Source organism: Streptomyces sp. NPDC007808 (assembly GCF_042868655.1).
Lineage (GTDB): Bacteria > Actinomycetota > Actinomycetes > Streptomycetales > Streptomycetaceae > Streptomyces.
Map to the genome: position 1 here is coordinate 75685 of NZ_JBIAEQ010000009.1, position 19529 is coordinate 95213.

At 71.8% G+C, this 19529-nt stretch carries 17 protein-coding genes and 1 riboswitch; of the genes, 7 read left to right on the forward strand and 10 right to left on the reverse strand.

Going from position 1 to position 19529, the window contains the following annotated elements; translation table 11 throughout:
- Positions 1-160: 160 nt before the first annotated feature.
- Positions 161-1174, reverse strand: coding sequence for a tryptophan--tRNA ligase (trpS, locus tag ACFYNL_RS31375; RefSeq protein ID WP_388809282.1), 1014 nt, complete (start codon positions 1172-1174; stop codon positions 161-163).
- A gap of 89 nt (positions 1175-1263) precedes the next feature.
- Between trpS and ACFYNL_RS31380 the strand changes: the two genes are divergently transcribed.
- The 3 genes from ACFYNL_RS31380 to ACFYNL_RS31390 all read left to right on the forward strand — a co-directional run bounded on the left by ACFYNL_RS31380 (position 1264) and on the right by ACFYNL_RS31390 (position 3696).
- Positions 1264-1866, forward strand: a complete 603-nt coding sequence (locus tag ACFYNL_RS31380; RefSeq protein WP_388809284.1) for an RNA polymerase sigma factor — start codon at positions 1264-1266, stop codon at positions 1864-1866.
- Entirely contained in the window at positions 1853-2878 is a 1026-nt protein-coding gene (locus ACFYNL_RS31385; RefSeq protein ID WP_388809287.1) for a hypothetical protein, read from the forward strand. The genes ACFYNL_RS31380 and ACFYNL_RS31385 overlap by 14 nt, the downstream gene beginning before the upstream one ends.
- A gap of 119 nt (positions 2879-2997) precedes the next feature.
- On the forward strand, positions 2998-3696 hold the full coding sequence (locus tag ACFYNL_RS31390; protein WP_388809290.1) for a hypothetical protein: 699 nt from the start codon (positions 2998-3000) through the stop codon (positions 3694-3696).
- Positions 3697-4020: 324 nt separating this feature from the next.
- Here the strand turns inward: ACFYNL_RS31390 and ACFYNL_RS31395 are convergent, their stop codons facing one another.
- Positions 4021-5469, reverse strand: coding sequence for a glycine hydroxymethyltransferase (locus tag ACFYNL_RS31395; RefSeq protein ID WP_388809293.1), 1449 nt, complete (start codon positions 5467-5469; stop codon positions 4021-4023).
- Positions 5470-5500: 31 nt separating this feature from the next.
- Positions 5501-5603: riboswitch (ZMP/ZTP riboswitch) on the reverse strand.
- Between the two features lie 162 nt (positions 5604-5765).
- Here ACFYNL_RS31395 and rocD point away from each other — a divergent pair.
- Entirely contained in the window at positions 5766-6980 is a 1215-nt protein-coding gene (gene rocD / locus ACFYNL_RS31400) for an ornithine--oxo-acid transaminase (RefSeq protein WP_388809296.1), read from the forward strand.
- A 275-nt stretch (positions 6981-7255) separates the two neighbouring features.
- Here the strand turns inward: rocD and ACFYNL_RS31405 are convergent, their stop codons facing one another.
- The 3 genes from ACFYNL_RS31405 to ACFYNL_RS31415 all read right to left on the reverse strand — a co-directional run bounded on the left by ACFYNL_RS31405 (position 7256) and on the right by ACFYNL_RS31415 (position 10461).
- Positions 7256-8440 carry a glutathionylspermidine synthase family protein gene (locus tag ACFYNL_RS31405; protein ID WP_388809299.1) on the reverse strand — a complete coding sequence of 395 codons (1185 nt, stop codon included), beginning with the start codon at positions 8438-8440 and terminating at the stop codon, positions 7256-7258.
- Positions 8441-8456: 16 nt separating this feature from the next.
- The gene (locus tag ACFYNL_RS31410) at positions 8457-8813 is read right to left on the reverse strand and encodes a hypothetical protein (RefSeq protein ID WP_388809302.1); all 357 of its coding nucleotides are present in this window, start codon (positions 8811-8813) and stop codon (positions 8457-8459) included.
- 211 nt (positions 8814-9024) lie between these two features.
- Positions 9025-10461, reverse strand: coding sequence for a PLP-dependent aminotransferase family protein (locus ACFYNL_RS31415; protein WP_388809305.1), 1437 nt, complete (start codon positions 10459-10461; stop codon positions 9025-9027).
- A gap of 47 nt (positions 10462-10508) precedes the next feature.
- Here ACFYNL_RS31415 and ACFYNL_RS31420 point away from each other — a divergent pair, with 47 nt between their 5' ends.
- From ACFYNL_RS31420 to ACFYNL_RS31430, 3 genes are read left to right on the forward strand one after another with little or no spacing between them, the layout of a single operon-like run.
- The gene (locus tag ACFYNL_RS31420) at positions 10509-11063 is read left to right on the forward strand and encodes a carboxymuconolactone decarboxylase family protein (protein ID WP_388809308.1); all 555 of its coding nucleotides are present in this window, start codon (positions 10509-10511) and stop codon (positions 11061-11063) included.
- Entirely contained in the window at positions 11060-11536 is a 477-nt protein-coding gene (locus ACFYNL_RS31425; protein ID WP_388809311.1) for a carboxymuconolactone decarboxylase family protein, read from the forward strand. The genes ACFYNL_RS31420 and ACFYNL_RS31425 overlap by 4 nt, the downstream gene beginning before the upstream one ends.
- Positions 11533-12282: an isocitrate lyase/phosphoenolpyruvate mutase family protein gene (locus ACFYNL_RS31430; protein WP_388809314.1), complete on the forward strand. Its 750-nt coding sequence runs from the start codon at positions 11533-11535 to the stop codon at positions 12280-12282. Before ACFYNL_RS31425 ends, ACFYNL_RS31430 begins: the two co-directional genes overlap by 4 nt.
- A 3-nt stretch (positions 12283-12285) precedes the next feature.
- On the opposite strand, the gene ACFYNL_RS31435 is transcribed toward ACFYNL_RS31430, so the two are convergent.
- From ACFYNL_RS31435 to ACFYNL_RS31455, 5 genes are all read right to left on the reverse strand, one after another.
- Entirely contained in the window at positions 12286-13242 is a 957-nt protein-coding gene (locus ACFYNL_RS31435; protein ID WP_388809317.1) for an ABC transporter substrate-binding protein, read from the reverse strand.
- Position 13243: 1 nt separating this feature from the next.
- On the reverse strand, positions 13244-15193 hold the full coding sequence (locus tag ACFYNL_RS31440; protein WP_388809321.1) for an ABC transporter permease: 1950 nt from the start codon (positions 15191-15193) through the stop codon (positions 13244-13246).
- A complete protein-coding gene (locus ACFYNL_RS31445) occupies positions 15193-16326 on the reverse strand; it encodes a glycine betaine/L-proline ABC transporter ATP-binding protein (RefSeq protein WP_388810094.1) in 1134 nt (377 codons plus the stop codon). The genes ACFYNL_RS31440 and ACFYNL_RS31445 overlap by 1 nt, the downstream gene beginning before the upstream one ends.
- Positions 16327-16343: 17 nt before the next feature.
- Positions 16344-17873, reverse strand: a complete 1530-nt coding sequence (locus ACFYNL_RS31450; RefSeq protein ID WP_388809324.1) for a GMC family oxidoreductase — start codon at positions 17871-17873, stop codon at positions 16344-16346.
- 72 nt (positions 17874-17945) lie between these two features.
- Positions 17946-19472, reverse strand: coding sequence for an aldehyde dehydrogenase family protein (locus ACFYNL_RS31455; RefSeq protein ID WP_388809327.1), 1527 nt, complete (start codon positions 19470-19472; stop codon positions 17946-17948).
- Positions 19473-19529 lie beyond the last annotated feature (57 nt).

Below are 19529 nucleotides of genomic sequence, written 5' to 3' on the forward strand. Positions count from 1 at the left end.
GTGTGAGCTCGTGCGTCGGTCCCGCGAGCGGCCGCCGAAACGGCCACCCGGCTATCGACTGTACGGCCACGGCTGTGCTGCGGGCAGGCGCAACCGTAGTGATGTGCAGCGCTGTGCGGTGGTACAGCGGCGTTCCGGCCGCCGTGGGCCGCCGTGGGCGTCAGTGCTTGGCGGGCAGGAAGCCCACCTTGTCGTACGCCTGGGACAGCGTCTCCGCGGCGACGGGCCGCGCCTTCTCCGCGCCCTTGGCCAGGATCGAGTCCAGCGTCTCCGGGTCGTCCAGGTACTGCTGGGTGCGCTCCCGGAAGGGCGTCACGAACTCGACCATGACCTCGGCGAGGTCCGTCTTGAGCGCACCGTAGCCCTTGCCCTCGTACTTCTGCTCAAGTTCCGCGATTCCCGTGCCCGTGAGGGTCGAGTAGATGGTGAGCAGGTTGCTGACGCCCGGCTTGTTCACGAGGTCGTAGCGGATGACCGTCTCGGTGTCGGTGACCGCGCTCTTGACCTTCTTCGCGGTGGCCTTGGGCTCGTCGAGCAGGTTGATCAGGCCCTTCGGCGTGGACGCCGACTTGCTCATCTTGATCGCCGGGTCCTGAAGGTCGTAGATCTTCGCCGTCTCCTTGAGGATGTACGGCTTCGGGACGGTGAAGGTCTGCCCGAAACGGCCGTTGAAGCGCTCGGCGAGGTCGCGGGTGAGCTCGATGTGCTGGCGCTGGTCCTCACCGACCGGGACCTCGTTGGCCTGGTACAGCAGGATGTCCGCGACCTGAAGGATCGGGTACGTGAACAGGCCCACCGAGGCCCGGTCCGCGCCCTGCTTGGCGGACTTGTCCTTGAACTGCGTCATGCGGGACGCCTCGCCGAAGCCGGTGAGGCAGTTCATGATCCAGGCGAGCTGGGCGTGCTCGGGAACGTGGCTCTGGACGAAGAGCGTGCAGCGCTCGGGGTCGAGTCCGGCCGCGAGGAGCTGGGCGGCTGCCAGGCGGGTGTTGGCGCGCAGCTCCTTCGGGTCCTGCGGAATCGTGATCGCATGCAGGTCCACGACCATGTAGAACGCGTCGTGGGTCTCCTGGAGAGCCACCCACTGGCGGACGGCACCGAGGTAGTTGCCGAGGTGGAACGAGCCTGCGGTGGGCTGGATTCCGGAGAGCACGCGGGGTCGATCAGAGGCCATGTCCACCATTCTCTCAGGTCCCGGGGGGCGGGCCGGAACTGGTCGGAAACAGATGGGAACCGATCCGTCCCCGGCGGTGTAACAAAGGTGTGAGGACGCGGGAGGGGGGCCGCATCGTCGATGAGGCTGCGGTGATCGCACGTGTACGCGCCGGGGAGCCGGAGGCGTACGCGCAGCTGGTGCGGGCCCACACGGGCATCGCGCTCAGGGCGGCCGCGGCGCTCGGGGCGGGTGCGGACGCGGAGGACGTGGTGCAGCAGGCCTTCGTCAAGGCGTACTGCTCGCTGGGCCGGTTCAAGGACGGCTCGGCGTTCAAGCCCTGGCTGCTGGCGATCGTCGCCAATGAGACGAGGAACACAGTGCGCACGGCGGCACGACAGCGCACGCTCGCCGGTCGCGAGGCCGCGTTCGTGGAGGCGGAACCGCTGATACCGGAGTCGGCGGACCCGGCGGTGGCCGCGCTGGAGATAGAGCGCCGCGCCGCGCTGCGAGCCGCCCTGGGCAGGCTCAGCGAGGAGCACCGCCTGGTCGTCACCTACCGCTATCTCCTGGAGATGGACGAGTCCGAGACGGCCCAGGCCCTCGGCTGGCCACGGGGCACGGTGAAGTCCCGGTTGAACCGCGCCCTGCGCAAGCTGGAGCGTCTGCTGCCGGGCTTTCAGCCTCGGGAAGGGGGTGATGAGCGTGAGTGACGGACAAGAGCCGTCCCACGGTGAGGGGCGCGGCAGGCACGGCGGTGACGGGCGGCGCGCGTACGAGCGCGACGGCGCCGGCAGCGGCGGCGTTCCGAGCGGGCAGGGCGGACACCTCGGCGGCGAGAGCCCCGGCGATCACGAGGGGCGTTCGGCGGCGGCGCGGCTTCCCCAGGAGCTGCGGGCCCTCGGGCGCTCGCTGGATCCGCCGGGTGCGGCCGACAGCGCCGAGACGATGGTCGAGCGGGTGCTGGGACAGCTGCTCGCCGAGCAGGTGCCGGTTCCGGTGGCCGAGCGGCCGGGCTCCGGAGAGCGGCTGCGGGCGGTGCGGCGCTGGACGCGGGCGCGGTGGCGGTCGCTGACCGCGGCCCTGTGCGGCCTGCTGACCGTGCTCGCGCTCACTCCCCCGGTGCGGGCGGCGGTCCTCGACTGGTTCGGCGTCGCCGGGGTCGAGGTGCGGTACGACCCGTCGGCGGTGCCGTCGCCCGGCGCCGGGACCCCCGGCTGCGGCCGCTCGGTGTCACCGGCGGAGATCGAGCGGCGGGCCGGTTTCCGGCCCGTGGTGCCCAGGGCGCTGGGGACGCCGGACACGGCGACGGTGAGCAGGCTGCCGCAGGGCCGGTCCCTGGTGAGCCTGTGCTGGCGCGAGCGCGGGGGCACGATCCGGCTGGACGAGTTCCGGGCGCGGCTGGACCCGAGCTTCATCAAGGGGGTCCGCGAGCAACCGGTGGTGCTGCCCCCGGTCGGTGGCGCTCAGGCCGAGGGGGTGCCGGACCCGGTGCTGTGGTTCCCCCGGCCGCACCTGCTGAGCTTTCCGCTGGTGGATCCGGACGGCGGCCACTACACATGGCAGAAGCGCACAGCCGGGCCGACCCTGCTGTGGACCTCCTCGGACGGTGGAGGTGTGGTCACGCTCCGGCTGGAGGGCGTGGAGGCCAGGGAGCGCGCGGTGGAGATCGCGGAGTCGGTCGCTGGCGGGACTGCCGGGTCTGCGACGGCCTCGCCCGATTGAGGCGGGCGAAGTGGGAACCCCGAGGGGCCGGGCGGTGTACCAGAAGTGACAGGCGGCCCGGGGACGGGTCGCAGGGATCAGTTGCTTCGGGGGTTCGGATGCACCGGTGGAAAGACTTGGTGCGGGGACTGACCGCGTGGACGGGGACGTTGGCGGCAAGTCTGGCTCTGGTCGTGGTGGCGGCCTCACCCGCCCCTGCGGGAGGGCCGACGAGCGCGCTCGTGGTGTCGCCGGGGAGTGGGGAAACGGCGTCGCTGCACTACAACGACAAGGAGTACGAAGAGCTGCAGCGGCTGCTGGGCGGCATCGGCGGGGGCGAGGGGACGCGCACGAAGCCCCCGGAGGCCGTTCTGGAGTCGTCCCGCCAGATCAATGTCACCTGGTTGATCCACGATGTGGATCCCTGGCGGGTCGACTACGTGTACCTGGCGACCGACAGCCAGAACATATGGGTGCACACCACGACAAAGCCGACCGGCTCCTTCGACGGTCTCTGGCATCGCGCCCTCAAGCCCGCCCAGCTCCGGCAGCTGCTGAAGGAGCTGGGGGTCATGGGAGCCTCAGGTGAACGCCCCTCAGGGGTGGCCCCGGCTCCGGCCCGGACCGGCGGCGGCCCGGCCGACACGACGGCCCCGGTGGCCCCGGCTGCCGGCCCCCCGGTGACCCGCGCGGACGAGGGGACCGACGCATGGTGGGCGCTTCCCGGCGCTGCGGCAGGGGCGGTGCTGGCCCTGGTCCTGCGGCCGTTCGTGTCACGGATACCGGCGAAGCTGCGCCGTCGTGAAACGGGACCGCGGCAGGAACTGCTGGACGCGTGACGCGGATCCGCGGGCGACGCGGGTATGCGGAGCGGCGGGGGGGGGGCGCGGGCGGGGGGCCCCCCCCCGGCCCCCCCCCCCCCGCGCCCCCCCCGGGCCGGGGGGGGGGGGCGGGGCCCCCGGGGGGGGGGGGGGGGGGGGGGGGGGGGGGGGGGGGGGGGGGGGGGGGGGGGGGGGGGGGGGGGGGGGGGGGGGGGGGGTGGGGGGGGGGGGGGGGGGGCGGGGGGCGGGCCCCCCGCGGCAGGAACAACGCCCCGGCTGACGGATCCGTGACCGGCGAGAGGGCCCGGACCGCCGTGGGCCTGCAGGTCGGCCCGTGGGCCGTCAGCCCAGGTCGATCTCCGGGTACAGCGGGAAGCCGGCCACGAGGTCGGTGGCGCGGCGCGAGATCTCGTCGGCGATCTTCGGGTCGAGCACGTGCTGCGCCTTGGAGGGAGCACCCTTGCTGGTGGTGCCGGGCTCCGTGGTGGTGAGGACGCGGTCCATGAGGGCGGCGACCTCGTCCATCTCGGCGGTGCCCAGGCCACGGGTGGTCAGAGCCGGGGTGCCGACGCGGATGCCGGAGGTGTACCAGGCGCCGTTGGGGTCCGCGGGGATGGCGTTGCGGTTGGTGACGATGCCGGACTCGAGAAGAGCGGCCTCGGCCTGGCGGCCGGTGAGGCCGTAGGAGGAGGCGACGTCGATCAGGTTGAGGTGGTTGTCCGTGCCACCGGTCACCAGGGTGGCACCGCGCCGCATGAGGCCCTCGGCCAGCGCCCGGGAGTTGTCGACGATGCGCTGGGCGTAGTCACGGAAGGACTCCTGACGGGCCTCGGCCAGCGCGACGGCCTTGGCGGCCATGACGTGCGGGAGCGGGCCGCCGAGGACCATCGGGCAGCCGCGGTCGACCTGGTCCTTGAGCGAGTCGTCGCACAGGACCATGCCGCCACGGGGGCCGCGCAGCGACTTGTGGGTGGTGGTGGTGACGATCTGGGCGTGCGGGACCGGGTCGAAGTCGCCGGTGAGCACCTTGCCGGCGACGAGACCGGCGAAGTGGGCCATGTCGACCATGAGCGTGGCGCCGACCTCGTCGGCGATCTCGCGCATGATCCGGAAGTTCACGAGACGGGGGTAGGCGGAGTAGCCGGCGACGATGATGAGCGGCTTGAACTCGCGGGCGGAGGTGCGCAGGGCGTCGTAGTCGATCAGCCCGGTGGCAGGGTCGGTGCCGTAGGAGCGCTGGTCGAACATCTTGCCGGAGATGTTCGGGCGGAAGCCGTGGGTGAGGTGACCGCCGGCGTCCAGGGACATACCGAGCATGCGCTGGTTGCCGAAGGCCCGGCGCAGCTCGGCCCAGTCGGCCTCGGAGAGGTCGTTGACCTGGCGGACACCGGCTTTCTCCAGGGCGGGGGCCTCGACGCGGGCGGCGAGGACGGCCCAGAAGGCGACGAGGTTGGCGTCGATGCCGGAGTGGGGCTGGACGTAGGCGTGGCGGGCGCCGAAGAGCTCGCGGGCGTGCTCGGCGGCGAGGGACTCGACCGTGTCGACGTTGCGGCAGCCGGCGTAGAAGCGGCGGCCGACGGTGCCCTCGGCGTACTTGTCGCTGAACCAGTTGCCCATCGCCAGCAGGGTGGCCGGGGAGGCGTAGTTCTCGGAGGCGATCAGCTTGAGCATCTCGCGCTGGTCGGCGACCTCCTGGCCGATGGCGTCGGCCACGCGCGGCTCGACGGCGCGGATCACGTCCAGGGCGGAGCGGAAGGCGGTGGACTCGGTGGAGAGGGGCTCGGCTGACATGGGGACCTCCGGACGTCGTGTACAGCGATCACGGTACGGCCCAGGCGCACGGCACTCGGTGCTGGACGAGAGGGTCCAGTGGGCCGCTCCCCGATGGTCGGTCCCATCCCAGCGCGCCAGTCACGGCCCGTCGATCAGCCTACCGGGCGCGCCGACGCGGCATGGTGCCGCGTCCACCATGCGAGCAACGATAGGAAGGGGGCCGCAAAGCACTCGAAGGGTCGGAAATGGACAGTGGCCACGAGCCCCGGGACCGCCGCAGCGCGGGCCCTCGTGGTGGCGGAACGGAGAGCCCCGTGAGTACGTCGAGCACCACCGAATCCCTGATCGCCACCGCCGAGGCGCGCACCGCGCGGACCTATGAGCCGCTGCCGGTCGTGGTGGCGACGGCGGACGGGGCATGGATGACGGATGTGGAGGGGCGGCGGTATCTGGATCTGCTGGCCGGGTATTCGGCGCTGAACTTCGGGCACGGCAACCGGCGGATTCTGACGGCGGCGAAGGCACAGCTGGAGCGGGTGACGCTGACGTCGCGGGCGTTTCACCACGACCGGTTCGCAGCGTTCTGCGAGCAGCTCGCGGAGCTGTGCGGCATGGAGATGGTGCTCCCGATGAACACGGGCGCGGAGGCGGTGGAGACGGCCGTGAAGACCGCGCGGAAGTGGGGGTACCGGGTCAAGGGAGTGCCGGCGGAGATGGCGAAGATCGTGGTCGCGGGCAACAACTTCCACGGCCGTACGACGACGATCATCAGTTTCTCCACCGACTCGGAGGCGCGGGCGGACTTCGGCCCGTACACGCCGGGCTTCGAGATCGTGCCGTACGGGGATCTCACGGCGATGCGCAAGGCGTTGACGGAGAACACGGTCGCCGTGCTGCTGGAGCCGATCCAGGGGGAGGCGGGGGTGCTCGTTCCGCCGGCCGGTTATCTGCCGGGCGTGCGGGAGCTGACGCAGGAGCGGAACGTGCTGTTCGTTGCGGACGAGATCCAGTCGGGGCTCGGACGCACGGGGCGTACTTTCGCGTGCGAGCACGAAGGGGTGGTGCCTGATGTGTATGTGCTCGGGAAGGCGCTCGGCGGCGGGGTCGTGCCGGTGTCGGCGGTGGTGTCGTCGGCGGATGTGCTGGGGGTTTTCCGGCCCGGGGAGCACGGGTCGACGTTCGGCGGGAACCCGCTGGCCTGTGCGGTGGCGCTTGAGGTGATCGCGATTTTGCGGACGGGTGAGTTCCAGGAGCGGGCGGCGGAGCTCGGTGAGCATCTGCTGCGGGAGCTGGGCGCGTTGGCCGGGACGGGGCGGGTGACGGCGGTACGTGGGCGTGGGTTGTGGGCAGGTGTCGACATCGCCCCCCGGTACGGCACGGGCCGGCAGGTCTCCGAGAAGCTGCTGGAGCGGGGGGTGCTGGTGAAGGACACCCATGGGGCGACGATCCGGATCGCGCCGCCCCTGGTGATCGGGAAGGAGGACCTGGACTGGGGGCTCGCCCAGTTGCGGGGTGTGCTCGGGGTGTGAGCCGGTGGGCGGGCGGCACGTGCTCGGCCCGGCCTTGCCTGACCCGGCCCTGCCTGGCCCATCCCGGACCGGCTCGGCCCCTCCCGGACCGGCTCGGCCCCTCCCGGCCCGGCTCGGCCCCTCCTGCCTGACCCAACCCAGCCCTGCCTGACCCAACCCGGCCCTGCCTGGCCCAACCCGGCCCTGCCTGACCCAACCCGGCCCTGCCCAGCCCGGCTCGGCCCCGCCCTGTCCTGCCCGCCCTGCCCTGCCCCGCCCCGAGGCAGGCTGTCCGTCTAGAGGATCACGTGAGGAAGGAAGCGCGCGTACTCGTCGGTGATCAGGCCGGACGACTCACGGATGCCGAGGCCCGCCGACTCGTCCTCGACGACCCATGCGCCGAGGACGACGTGCTGGCCGTCGAAGGCGGGCAGCGGCGCCAACTGCTGGTAGCAGCAGGGCTCGTCGCGTGTGACGGGCTCGGTGCCCTTCTCGTGCACGGTCACTCCGGCGCCCTCCCGGCCCAGGAGGGGCTTGGCGACGTAGCCCGTGGTGCCCGCCAGCTCCCTCGGACCGTCGAGGTAGGAGGGGAGGAGGTTCGGGTGGTCCGGATAGAGCTCCCAGAGGATGGCGAGGAGTGCCTTGTTGCTGAGGAGCATCTTCCAGGCCGGCTCGATCCACAGGGTCGTGCCGGTGCCACCGCCGTTGTCGAGGGTGTCGAGGACGTGGTCCGCGAAGCGGTCGGTGGTGAGCCACTCCCAGGGGTAGAGCTTGAAGCAGCTGCGGATGAAGCGGAGCCGGGTGTCGACGAAGCGGCCGGAGAGGCGGTCCCAGCCGATCTCCTCCATGGAGATCCAACCGGTGTCCAGGCCCGCCTGCTCGGCGGTCTCCTTGAGATAGGCGACCGTCATCATGTCCTCGCCGAGTTCGTCGGCGGAGGAGTACGCGAAGTACAGGGGGCTGCCCGGCGGGAGGAGGGCGGACTGCTTCTTCCAGGCGGCGACGAGGCGTTCGTGCAGGGAGTTCCACTGGTCGGCGCCGGGGAAGCGTTCCTCCATCCAGAACCACTGCGGTGAGGCGGCCTCCACCAGTGAGGTGGGAGTGTCCGCGTTGTACTCCAGGAGCTTCGCCGGGCCGGTGCCGTCGTAGCGCAGGTCGAAGCGGCCGTAGAGGGAGGGGAGTTCGGCGCGTCGACGCCAGGACTCGGCGACCGCGTCCGCGACGCGCCGGTCGCTGATGCCGAGGTCGGCGAAGCGGTCGCGGGCGACGATGTGCTCGGCTGCCGTCAGGCACATGCCGTGCAGTTCCTCCACGACCTCTTCCAACGCCTCGACCTCCGCCAGGGAGAAGACGTAGTGGGCGCTCTCGTCCCAGTACGGGCGCAGGGAGTTGTCGGGGTGGCGGGTCAGGGGGTAGATGAGCCCCTGCTCTTCCACGGTCTGCTGCCAGCCGGGGCGAGGCTCGACAGTGCGGCGCTCCATCGGTCCGTCTCCCCGCTCAGCCGCCGCCGCTGCCGGAGCCCGAGCAGCCGAAGCCGCCCCGGTCGACGGCCTCGCTGCGACTGAAGGTGCCGTAGTCGGCGCGGCCGGCGGAGACGTCGGCGTCGTAGTACCAGGCGGCGTCGGACCCGCCGGACCGGGTCTTCTTGCCGCCCCTGGAGTACGAGGAGCTGGAGGTGGAACCGGACTTGCAGTTCTTGTCCGCGACGACCTTGTAGCCCTCGTAGGTGTAGCTGTCGCGGTCCACGCAGCGGCGGTCGGGTTCCGAGCCGCAGGAGGTCAGGGCCGCCGCCATGACTCCCATGCCGCCGAGGACGACCGTGCTCGAACGCAGCCTGCGCCGTGTCTCTGCCATGTGCGACTCCCCCGATGTTCCGTTCACGAGCACCCGAGCAACCGAGCACCCGAGCGATCCATGCGATTTTCGGTCGACAGCCTAAGGATCGACGATCGACAGGCGCGCGAGGCCCCCCATCAACCCCCCTCTGGCTGCAGTCGCTTTGCGCCCTTCGCGATGATCTGCACCGATACGCCCACCCGGTAGTGCGCGTCGTCGGCCCGGCCGGTCACGGCAGCACCCGGCACAGCGCCTCCAGGGCCCCCGCCCACGCATGGTCCGGTGGGGTCCCGTACCCCACGACCAGGGCGTCGGCCGGGGGTGTCGTGGCGGCCTCGTGGCGGAAGAACGTCAGGCCGTGCAGGGCGAGGCCCTGCCAGGTCGCCGCCTGGACCACGGACTGCTCCGTCCCGGGCGGCAGACGCAGCAGGACGTGCAGGCCGGCCGCGATGCCGGTGACCTCCAGGTGCGGGGCCTGGGCGGCCAACGCCCGTACCAGGGCGTCCCTTCGGCGCCGGTAGCGCAGCCGGGCGGCGCGGACGTGCCGGTCGTAGGCGCCGGACGCGAGGAACTCGGCCAGGGTCAGCTGGTCCAGGGCGCCGCAGGTGTCGGTGCCGCCCTTCGCCGCCGTCACCTCCTCCACCAGCGTCGGCGGCAGCACCATCCAGGCCAGGCGCAGCCCCGGGGCCAGGGACTTGCTGGCCGTGCCCAGGTAGACGACATGGTCGGGCTCCAGGCCCTGGAGCGCGCCGACGGGCTGGCGGTCGTAGCGGAACTCCCCGTCGTAGTCGTCCTCCAGGACCAGGCCCCCGGTGCGGCGCGCCCAGTCCACCACCGTCGCCCTGCGATCGCGGTGCAGGGGCACGCCCATGGGGAACTGGTGGGCGGGGGTGAGCAGGACGGCCCCCTCGTCCGTCAGGGCGGCCGGATCCGTGCCGAGTTCGTCGAAGGGCAGGGGGGCGGTGGTCAGACCGGCTGCCGTCAGCTGCTTCCAGTGCCGAGGCAGGCCGTAGGACTCCACCGCGATCGTGGCCGCGCCACGCGCCCGCAGGACCCGGCCGAGCAGTTGCAGACCGTGTACGAAACCCGCGCACACGACGATGTGTTCGGGATCGGCGCGCACGCCCCGGGCACGGGCGAGGTAGCCGGCGAGGGCGGTGCGCAGTTCGGGGCGGCCGCGCGGGTCGCCGTAGCCGAGGGCCTGGTGCGGGGCGCCGAGGAAGGCGCGGCGGGCCGCCTTGAGCCATTCCGCGCGAGGGAAGGCGGAGAGGTCGGGGGTGCCGGGGACCAGGTCGTGGACGGGGCGGGGGCGCTCCCGGCGGGACGGGGCGGGCATGCGGGCGTGGGCACGGCCCGGAGCGGATGTGCGGGGCCCCGCGGTGGCGTCGGGCGGTGGGGTCACCGTGCGGTCGGCGACCCGGGTGGCCGAGCCCTGGCGGGCGGTGAGCCAGCCCTCGGCGACCAGGTCGGCGTAGGCCTCGGCGACCGTGTTGCGGGCGATGCCCAGGTCGGCGGCGAGGGAGCGGGACGACGGCAGCCGGGTGCCCGGTGCCAGGCGTCCGGTGCGGACGGCGTCGCGCAGGGCGTCGGTCAGCCCCCGGCGCAGGCCGGTGCCCGCCGGTTCCAGGTGGAGGTCGATGCCCAAAGTGGCCCAGGGTTTCGCCATGGAAGTGGACCATACTCCTGGGCTGCTTGGCTCCTAGGGTCGAGATCATGACGACGATCCCGACAGCTCCCCGGACAGCGACCCGCACGGCGACCCGGACAGCCGCCGACACGACGACCGAGGTGGAGTACGCCTTGGAGCACCCGGCCCGGCTGCAGTGGGCCCAGCTCGCCCCCGAGGTGTACAAGGCGATGATCCGCCTCGACACGGCCGCGAAGAAGGGCCTCGACCACCGGCTGTACGAGCTGGTGAAGATCCGCGCCTCGCAGATCAACCACTGCGCGCTGTGCGTCGACATGCACAGCAAGGACGCGCTGGCGGCGGGCGAGAGCGTCGAGCGGATCATCCAGCTCAGCGCCTGGGAGGAGTCACGGCACTTCTACACCGAGAAGGAGCTCGCGGCGCTGGAGCTGACGGAGGCGGTGACCGTCCTGACGGACGGGTTCGTGCCCGACGAGGTGTACGAGAGGGCCGCGAGGCACTTCGAGGAGGCCGAGCTGGCCCAGTTGATCTCCGCGATCGCCGTGATCAACGCGTGGAACCGGTTCGGGGTGACCTTCCGTATGGCGCCGGGCCACTACCAGCCCGGACAGCACGGGTGACGGCCAGGACCCGGCTCCTCGACCGGGACGTCGGGCAGGCCATGTCCGCGCTCAGCGCGAAGGCGAAGAGCGGTCTCGGCGCCCCCGCGCTCGCCGAGCTGGTGGTGATCCGCGCCTCGCAGCTCAACCACTGCGCCTTCTGCCTGGACATGCATCTCGCTCTCGCCCGGGAGCACGGCGTGCCCCGAAGGCAGCTCGACCTGCCGGCCGCCTGGGAGGAGGCCGAGGGCGTCTTCGACGAGCGGGAGCGGGCCGCGCTCGCGCTGACCGAGGCGGTCATCGTCCTGACCGGGGGCACCTCCCCGGTTTGCAGGTCCGGGGGAGGCTTCGTGCCCGACGCGGTGTACGAGCGGGCCGCCCAGTACTTTGACGACATACGACTCGCCCATCTCGTCGGGCTGATCGTGGCCATCAACAACTGGAACCGGGTGATGGTCGGCCGACGCGTTCCACCAGGGGGACACACACCGTGACTCAGTCCGTGACCAAGATCGAGGCTTTACGAGCCCTGCACCGACGCACCGCTCCCGGCGACCCGCTCGTCCTGCCCGGACCGTGGGACGCCGCCAGCGCCCGGGTCTTCGTCGAGGCCGGGTTCCCGGCGCTCGCCACGCCCAGCGCGGGCGTCGCCGCCGCCCTCGGCCACGAGGACGGGCAGACCCCGGCCGACGAGATGTTCGCGGCGGTGGCCCGGATCGTGCGGGCGGTCGACGTGCCGGTGTCCGCGGACATCGAGGGCGGGTACGGGCTCGCGCCGCGGGAGCTGGTGGAGCGGCTGCTTCAGACCGGTGCCGTGGGCTGCAATCTGGAGGACTCCGAGAAGGAAGAACTCAAGGACCCGCGGCGGCACGCCGACTGGCTCGCCGAGGTACGCCACGCCGCCGCCGACCGGCTCTTCGTCAACGCCCGGATCGACACCTTCATCCGGGCGAGCGGTGACGCCGACCCCAAGAAGGTCGCCGAACAGACCATCCGGCGGGCCGCGTTGTACGTCGCCGCGGGCGCCGACTGCGTGTATCCGATCGGCGCCCCCACCGACGTGCTGCCGCTGCTGCGGTCCGGCATCCAGGGGCCGATCAACGTGCACGGCACGGTGACCGGGGGCCCCTCACCCACCGAACTCGGTGAACTCGGGGCCACCCGCGTCACGTTCGGCCCCGGACTCCAGCGCAGCGCCGCTCAGGCGCTGCGGGACATCGCCGCCGAACTCACGCCGTGACGGTCAGGACAGCCACGTCTTCCACGTGGACTCGTGGCTGTCCACCCACTTCTTCGCCGCCTCCTCGGGCGACAGCTTCTGCTCGGCGATCATCAGGGAGACCTCGTTCTGGTCCTCGGTCGTCCACTTGAACTTCCTCAGCAGGTCGGCCGCCTTACCGCCGCTCTCGGCGAAGTCGGCGTTGAGGTACTTCTGCAGCGGGGTGTGCGGATAGGCGCAGGCGACCTTCTCCGGGTCGGCGTCGCAGCCCTCCTTGTACGCCGGCAGCTTCACCTCGGTCATCGGGACCTTCTCGAACAGCCACTGCGGCTCGTACCAGTACGTCAGGAAGGGCTTCTTCTCCTTGGCGAACTGCTTGATCTGCGTGATCTGGGCGGCCTCGGAACCGGCGAACACCACCTGGTAGTCCAGGTTCAGGTTCTTCACCAGCGCCTTGTCGTTGGTGACGTAGGAGGGCGAGCCGTCCATCAGCTGGCCCTTGCCGCCGCTCTCCGGGGTACGCAGTTGGTCGGCGTACTTGTTGAGGTTCTTCCAGTCGGTGACGTCCGGGTGGGCCTTGGCGAAGTACGTGGGGACGAACCAGCCGATGTGCCCGGTGACGCCGAGGTCGCCGCCGTTCACGATCGTCTTCTTGTCCTTGACGTACCGCTGTTCCTCCTCCGGGTGCCCCCAGTCCTCCATGATCGCGTCGACCCGCCCCTGACTGAGCGCGTCCCAGGCGGGCACCTCGTCGATCTGGACGGTGTCGACGCGGTAGCCGAGCTCGTGCTCCAGGAGGTACTGGGCGACGGCCACGTTGGCCTGGGCGCCGACCCAGGACTGGACGGACAGGGTCACCGACTTGGCGCCCTGCGCGTTGGCGAACGGCGAGGCCTGCTTGGTCATGTCGGCGGCGCCGCAGCCGGTGAGCAGCAGCAGCGAGGACGCCCCGGCCACTACGGCGGTGGTACGAAGTCGCATGTCACGCTCCCTTCTTCGCGTGGCGCCGGGTCGGCTGGGTCACCCGGTCCAGCATCAGGCCGAGGCACACGATGGCCGCACCGGCCACCAGACCGGTCGCGAGGTCGCCCTGCGCGAGGCCGAAGACGACGTCGTAGCCGAGCGCGCCACCGCCGACCAGGCCGCCGATGATGACGACGGCGAGGACCAGGACCACGCCCTGGTTGACGGCGAGCAGCAACGCCGGGCGGGCCAGCGGGAGCTGGACCTGGCGCAGTTGCTGCACCGGGGTCGCACCGAGCGAGCGGGCCGATTCCAGGGCGGCCGGGTCGACCTGGCGCAGGCCCTGGGTGGTGATGCGGACGACCGCGGGCAGCGCGTAGACCACGGCCGCGGCGACCGCGGGCGCGCGGCCCACGCCGAACAGGGCGACGACCGGGATCAGGTACACGAACTGCGGCATCGTCTGGAAGACGTCCAGGACGGGGCGCAGCAGGCGCTCGACCCGGTCGCTGCGCGCCGCCGCGACACCGGTCGCGAAGCCCAGGACCAGGGTGACGGCGACGGCCGCGAGGACCTGGGAGAGGGTGTCGAGCGAGGGGCCCCACACGCCCAGGACGCCGATCGCGGCCATGGCGAGCACGGCGGTCAACGCGGTGCGCCAGGTGCCGATCAGCCAGGCGAGGGTGGCGACGACGAGCAGCAGCGACCACCAGGGCAGCCACTGCAGGCCGTCGCGCAGGGGGTTGAGGACCCAGGTGGTGAAGTGGGCCGCCCAGTCGGCGGTGCCGCCGATGACGGGGACGCCCGAGTAGAGGTGGGCGGTCATCCAGTCGACGGCGCGGTTGACCGGCTCGGCGATGTTCATGGTCCAGCTCTCGGGCCAGTCGAGGCGGCCCGCGAGACGACCGGCGACGGCCACGGCCACGGCGGCGAGCAGGGCGTACAGCGAGCGCGCCCGGCCGTTCGGCCGGGGCTCGTCGGCGAGGGCCTGCCCGGCCGCGCCGGTCACCCGGTCCAGGACGACGGCGAGCAGCACGATGGGGATGCCGGCCGCGAGGGCCGCGCCGACGTCGACCGTGGCCAGTGCCTGGTAGACGCGGTCACCGAGGCCGCCGGCGCCGATGACCGACGCGATGACGGCCATGGACAGCGCCATCATGATCGTCTGGTTGAGGCCGAGGAGGAGTTCCTTGCGGGCCAGCGGGATACGGGCGGTCAGCAGCCGCTGTCGTGCGGTGGCGCCCAAGGACTCGACCGCCTCCAGCACCTCCTTGTCGGCGCCGCGCAGACCGAGCGCGGTGAGGCGGGCCATCGGCGGGGCGGCGTAGACGACGGTGGCCAGGACGGCGGCGGGGACGCCCATGCCGAAGACCAGCACGACCGGGAGGAGGTAGGCGTAGGCGGGCAGCACCTGCATGGTGTCCAGGACGGGGCGCAGCATCCGGTCCATACGGTCCGACAGCCCGGCGGCCAGGCCCAGCAGCGCGCCCACGACGACCGAGGCGAGCACCGCCACGACCATGAGCGCGAGGGTCTGCATGGTCGGGATCCACATGCCGAGGAACCCGCAGGCCAGGAACGCGATGCCGGTACCGGCGGCGAGGCGCGGGCCTGCGACACGCCAGGCTGTGAGGGCGGCGGCGGCGGTGACGCCGGCCCAGCCGGCGGCGAGCAGCACGAGGTACACGGCGCGTACGCAGAGCACGACCGCGTTGCTGATGTGCCCGAAGAAGTAGAGGAACAGCGGGTGGCTGTCCCGGTTGTCGATGACCCAGGTGCTGGCGTTGGTCAGCGGCTCGGAGACGTCGACGGTCAGCGCGGCCGGCCAGCTGCCGCTCGCCCAGCGGGCGTCGGCCAGCGGGACGAGGATCGCGGCGACGAGGGCGAGCAGCGCGAGCTTGCGGAAGGCGGGACGTTTGAGGACGGCGGGCAGGGTGACCCGAGGGGCCGGAGCGGTGACGGTGGCCATCAAGCGACCTCCTTGCTCTTTCCTGCCCCCGCTACGACACCTTGCTCAGCCCCCGCTGAACCGTTCTGTTCCATGCCCGCCACGACTCCGAGAAGCCGCTCGTGATCGACGACACCCAGACAGCGCGCCCCGTCCATGACGCGGACCGGGGAACCGGTGCGGGCCACCGCCTCGATGGCCTCCGACACCGTCGCCTCCGGTGCGACCGCCGGGCCGGCGCCGGTCTCGTCCGCGGAAGCCGGGCGCATGGCCGTCCGGACGGTCATGACCTGCTCGCGCGGGACGTCGCGGACGAACTCGCGGACGTAGTCGTCCGCCGGGGAGCCCACGATCTCCTCGGGGGTGCCCAGCTGGACCACGCGGCCGTCGCGCATGAGGGCGATGCGGTCGCCGAGCTTGAGGGCCTCGCTGAGGTCATGGGTGATGAAGACCATCGTGCGGCCCTCCTCCCGGTGCAGGCGCACGACCTCCTCCTGCATGTCCCGCCGGATGAGCGGGTCGAGGGCGCTGAACGGCTCGTCGAAGAGGAGGACCTGGGGATCCACCGCCAGCGCCCGTGCCAGGCCCACGCGCTGGCGCTGACCGCCCGACAGCTGGCCGGGCCTGCGGTGCTCCATGCCCTCAAGGCCGACCTTGGCGACGACCTCGGCGGCCCGCTCACGGCGCTCCGCCTTGCCGACGCCCTGGATCTCCAGGCCGTAGGCCACGTTGTCCAGGACCGTGCGGTGCGGCAGCAGACCGAAGTGCTGGAAGACCATCGCGGCACGGTGGCGGCGCAGTTCGCGCAGCCGGGACTTGTCCATGGCGCGTACGTCCTCGCCGTCGATGGCGATGGTGCCCGCCGTCGGCTCGATCAGCCGGGTCAGACAGCGCACCAGCGTGGACTTGCCGGAGCCGGACAGGCCCATGACGACGAAGACCTCGCCCTTGCGCACGTCGAAGGAGACGTCCCTGACCGCTGCCGTGCAGCCGGTGCGGCTGCGCAGCTCGGCGGGTGCGAGCGCGGTCAGCTCCGGGTCGGCGGGGACCCGGTGCGCCTTGGGGCCGAAGACCTTCCACAGCCCTTCCACGGAGAAGACCGGTGTACCGGTCGGGGGCTTGCGGGTCTCGGGCGTCGTGTTCCGGGGCGTCATCTGCGCGTTCGTACTCATCACGCCTCACCTCCCATCAGATCCGCCGCCTTCTCCCCGACCATGAGCACCCCGATCATCGGGTTCACCGCGGTCATGGTCGGGAAGACGGAGGCGTCGGCGATTCGAATTCCGTCAAGGCCGCGGATCCGCAACTGCGGATCGACCACGGCCAGTTCGTCGTCGGCGGCCCCCATACGGCAGGTTCCGGCCGGGTGGTACACGGTGTGCGCGACCTTGCGCGCGTACTCGCTCAGTTCCTCGTCGGACGTGATGTCAGGGCCGGGGCAGACCTCGCGCTTGAGCCAGCCGGCCAGGGGCTGCGTCTTCGCGATCTCGCGGGCGATGCGGATGCCGTCGACGAGGGTGCGGGCGTCGTAGTCGTCCTCGTCGGTGAAGTACCGGAAGTCGAGTGCGGGCTTGACGTCCGGGTCGGCGCTGGTCAGGTACAGCCGGCCGCGGCTCTTCGGCTTGGGGATGTTCGGGGTCATGGAGACGCCGAACTCCGGGCGCTCGTAGCCCAGTCGCTCCGGGTTGTCGGTGAAGGGGATCTGGTAGAAGTGGAACATCAGGTCGGGGCCGGGGTGTTCGGGGTCACGGCGCACGAACAGGCCCGCGTCGGAGTCCATCGCGGAGTTGTCGGGGATCGGACCGTCGGTCTCCCAGACGATGACGGACTCGGGGTGGTCGAGCAGGTTCTCGCCGACGCCCGGCAGGTCGTGGACGACCGGGATGCCCAGTTCGGTCAGGTCCTCCTTGGGGCCGATGCCGGAGTGCAGCAGCAGGCGGGGCGAGTCGACGGCGCCCGCGCACAGGACGACCTCGCGCCGGGCGCGGATCAGCAGTTCCTCGCCGTCCTTGGTGCGCACGTGCACGCCTTCGGCGCGGGTGCCGTCCAGCTCCAGCCGGTACGCCCAGGTCTCCAGGAGGATCGTGAGGTTCTCGCGCTCGTCCATCACCGGGTGCAGGTACGCCACCGACGCCGACGAGCGCTTGTTGTTCTCGGGGTGGTAGGCGAGGTCGAAGAAGCCGACGCCCTCGTTGAAGGGCTGCTTGTTGAAGCCCTCGACGCGCGGGACGCCGAGCGCGCCCTGGGCGGCGTCGACGAAGTCCCGGGCGATGGCGTTGCGGTCCTTCTCGTCGACCGGGACGATGTTGTTCTTCAGCCGGGCGTAGTACGCCTCCATCGGCACGGCGCCCCAGCCCTTGGCGCCGGCCTCCTCCCATTCGTCCCAGTCGGACGGCAGCGGCTTGAAGGAGATCAGGGTGTTGTGGGAGGAGCAGCCGCCGAGCACCCGGGCACGGCTGTGCCGGATGTGCGAGTTGCCGCGCGGCTGCTCGGTGGTGGGGTAGTCGTAGTCCAGCTCGCCGCCGAGCAGGCCCAGCCAGCGGCGCAGGGTGAGGACGTCGTCGCGGTCGACGTCGCTGGGGCCGCCCTCGATGACGGCGACGGTGACGTCGGGGTTCTCGGTGAGGCGGGAGGCGATGACGGAGCCTGCGGTGCCGCCGCCTATGACGACGTAGTCGTAGACATGGGGGTTCTCGGACATGGGCGGGTAACTCCAGGGATCTTGCGAAGTCTTGCTCGGTGGGGGGCGGACGGTCGGTGGGGACCGGAGCGGTCAGCCGGTGAACCAGCGGACCGGCTTCGGGGCGAGGTTCTGGTAGACGTGCTTGGTCTCGCGGTACTCGGCGAGTCCGGCGGGGCCGAGTTCGCGGCCCACGCCGCTCTTGCCGAAGCCGCCCCACTCCGCCTGCGGGAGGTAGGGGTGGAAGTCGTTGATCCAGACGGTGCCGTGGCGCAGCAGACCCGCGACCCGGCGGGCGCGGCCCGCGTCGGCGGTCCAGACGGCCCCGGCGAGGCCGTACTCGGTGTCGTTGGCGAGGGCGACGGCCTCTTCCTCGGTGCGGAAGGTCTCGACGGTGAGGACGGGTCCGAAGACCTCCTCGCGTACGACCCTCATCTCGCGGTGGCAGTGGTCGAGCACGGTCGGCTCGTAGAAGTAGCCGCTCTCCGGCCGCTCGGGGGACGGCTCGGGCCGCTTGCCGCCGGAGCGCAGCACGGCGCCCTCCTTGAGCGCGGAGTCGACGTACGACTCGACCTTCGCGCGCTGCTGCTCGGAGACGAGCGGGCCGCACTCGACGCCGTCGGCGGTGCCGCGGCCGAGGCGAATCCTTTCGGCACGGCGGGCGAGTTCGGTGACGAAGCGGTCCCGAACGGACTCCTCGACGATGAGGCGGGCGCCCGCGGAGCAGACCTGGCCGCTGTGGATGAAGGCGGCGTTGAGGGCCTGGTCGACGGCGGTGTCGAAGCCCTCCTCGGTGGCGCACGCGTCGGCGAAGACGACGTTGGGATTCTTGCCGCCGAGTTCGAGGGCGACCTTCTTGACGGTGGGTGCCGCGGCCTGGGCCACCTTGGTGCCGCTGACCAGTCCGCCGGTGAAGGAGACGAGGTCGACGTCGGGGTGCTCGGCGAGCCGGGCGCCGACCGAATGGCCGGGCCCGGTGACGATGTTGGCGACCCCCGTCGGCAGGCCCGCCTCGATCAGCAGCTCGATCAGGGCGATCGTGGTGAGCGGGGTGATCTCACTGGGCTTGACGACGAAGGTGTTTCCGGCGGCGAGCGCCGGGGCGATCTTCCAACTCGCCTGGAGCAGGGGGTAGTTCCAGGGCGTGATCAGCGCGCAGACACCGACCGGCTCATGGACGACGACACTGTGGATGTCGGGTGAGCCCGCGTCGACGACCCGGCCCGGGGCCTCGCCCGCGACGAGGTCGGCGAAGTAGCGGAAGGCGTCGGCGACGCAGTCGATGTCGACGCGGCCCTCTTCGACGGTCTTCCCGGCGTCGCGGCTCTCCAGCAGGCCGAGCTGCTCGCGGTCGCGCACGAGCAGGTCGGCGACGCGGCGCAGCAGGGCGGCGCGCTCGGCGACGGGGGTGCGGGGCCACTCGCCCCGGCCGCCGTCGAAGGCGCGGTGGGCGGCCGCCACGGCCAGATCGGTGTCCTTCTCGTCACCCTCCGCGACCACGGCGAAGGGTGCGGCGTCCGCGGGGTCGAGGATCTCACGCGTTGCTCCGGAGACGGCCGCTCGCCATTCCCCTCCCGCGTGGATGGTGCTGCGCGCCTGGAGTTCCGTTCGTTCCGCCATGATCGAGTGTTGCCTTCCGTTCCTGTTCAGAGCCCGTGTGTCACACAGGTGTCACTC